The sequence below is a fragment of the Burkholderia sp. Bp9012 genome (assembly GCF_003853825.1).
GTDB lineage: Bacteria > Pseudomonadota > Gammaproteobacteria > Burkholderiales > Burkholderiaceae > Burkholderia > Burkholderia diffusa.
Genome location: NZ_QTQA01000065.1, coordinates 1 through 1,918 on the forward strand (window position 1 = coordinate 1; position 1,918 = coordinate 1,918).

Genomic DNA, 1,918 nt, shown 5'->3' on the forward strand with positions numbered 1-1,918 from the left:
CCATCCGGTCGCGGCGGCGGTGGCGGTCGCGAACCTGAAGCTGCTGCGCGACGAAGGGATCGTCGAGCGCGTGAAGCACGACACGGGCCCTTACTTCCAGGCGCTGATGCGCGAGACCTTCGCGCGTCATCCGATCGTCGGCGAAGTGCACGGCCACGGGATGGTCGCGAGCCTGCAGCTCGCCGAGTCGCCGGCGGAACGCCGCCGCTTCGCGAACGGCGGCGACGTCGGCACGATCTGCCGGGACTTCTGCTTCAGCGGCAACCTGATCATGCGTGCGACCGGCGACCGGATGCTGCTGTCGCCGCCGCTCGTGATCTCGCGTCAGGAAATCGATGAGCTCGTATCGAAGGCGAAGAAGGCCGTCGATGCGACCGCCCAGCAACTGGGCCTTTCGTAACGACTTTGCCTACAGGCGTGCGGCGGGTGCCGCACGCCGCCATAACCCAGGGGAATTCCACCATGCGTGCCTGCTTTCTTCGCCAAGCCTGTTCCGTCGCGGCCCTTGCCGCCGCGGCCGCGTTCACGTCGGTCGCCAGCCCGTCGGCGCACGCCGACGAACTGAACGTCTACAACTGGTCCGACTACATCGCACCCGACACGATTCCGAACTTCCAGAAACAGACGGGCATTCACGTCAAGTACGACAACTACGACAGCGACGACACGCTGCAGGCGAAGCTGCTGGCGGGCAGCTCGGGCTACGACATCGTCGTGCCGACCTCGAACTACATGGCCAAGCAGATCCAGGCCGGCGTGTATCAGAAGCTCGACAAGTCGAAGATCCCGAACCTCGCGAATCTCGATCCGCTGCTGATGAAGATGATCGCGGATGCCGATCCGGGCAACCAGTACGGCGTGCCGTGGGCGTATGGCACCGACGGCATCGGCTACAACGTACAGGCAGTGAAGAAGGCGCTCGGCGACAAGGCGCCGGTCGACAGCTGGGCGCTGGTGTTCGACCCGGCCAACATGGAAAAGCTGAAGGGCTGCGGCGTGTCGTTCCTCGACCAGGCCGTCGATGTGTTCGCCGCCACGCTGCAGTACATGGGCAAGGATCCGAACAGCAAGAACCCCGGCGACTATCAGGCTGCCTTCGAAGTCCTGAAGAAAGTCCGCCCGTACATCACCCAGTTCAACTCGTCCGGCTACATCAACGACCTCGCGAACAACGACGTGTGCGTCGCGCTCGGCTGGTCGGGCGACATCGGCATCGCGCACCGCCGCTCGTCGGAGGCGAAGCGCTCGTACGACATCAAGTTCTCGAATCCGAAGGAAGGCGGCCTGCTGTGGTTCGACGTGATGGTGATTCCGAAGGATGCACCGCACCCCGAGGCCGCGCTGAAGTGGATCAACTACGTGTCCGACGCGAAGGTCAATGCGGCGATCACCAACACGGTGTTCTACCCGACCGCGAACAAGGCCGCGCATCAGTTCGTGACGCCGGCCGTCGCGCAGGATCCGACCGTCTATCCGCCCGAAGACGTGCTGAAGAAGATGGTGCTGATGAAGCCGATGCCGGCCGACATCCTGCGCCTCGAGAACCGTCTGTGGGCACAACTGAAAACCGGCCACTGATCGCCATGCATCACGGCGGCGCAGGCATCGCTTCACGCCTGCGCGCCTGAGATACGCGGACCGCCGTCCGCCTGCGCGCGCCGCGCGCCCTGTTCCATCCGGCACGAGCCGTTGTCCGCGAGTCGCGTTGCGCGTCTCGCGCGGGGACGCTCACGCCTGCAATCCGTGAAGAACGAATGGTGACTCCCATGCAATCGATACCCTCTTCCGCTGCTGCACGCCAGACCCAACCGGCCGCCCCGGCCCGCTCGAAGAACGACGCGTTCGTGCGCATCGAAAACGTCGTGAAGAAATTCGGCGACAGCACGGCCGTCGACAACGTGAACCTGACGATCGCAAA

The 1,918-nt window shown here is 64.4% G+C and carries 2 protein-coding genes and 1 pseudogene; all 3 read left to right on the top strand.

The window, feature by feature from the left end; translation table 11 throughout:
* Positions 1 to 400: aminotransferase class III-fold pyridoxal phosphate-dependent enzyme (locus DIE11_RS35855; RefSeq protein WP_124629843.1), on the top strand; the 400-nt coding region annotated here is incomplete at its 5' end.
* 62 nt (positions 401 to 462) lie between these two features.
* Positions 463 to 1,578 (top strand): polyamine ABC transporter substrate-binding protein, encoded by a 1,116-nt coding sequence (locus DIE11_RS35860; protein ID WP_124629844.1) that lies wholly within the window; start codon positions 463 to 465, stop codon positions 1,576 to 1,578.
* A gap of 188 nt (positions 1,579 to 1,766) precedes the next feature.
* A pseudogene (locus DIE11_RS35865) lies at positions 1,767 to 1,918 on the top strand (polyamine ABC transporter ATP-binding protein); the annotation flags it as partial.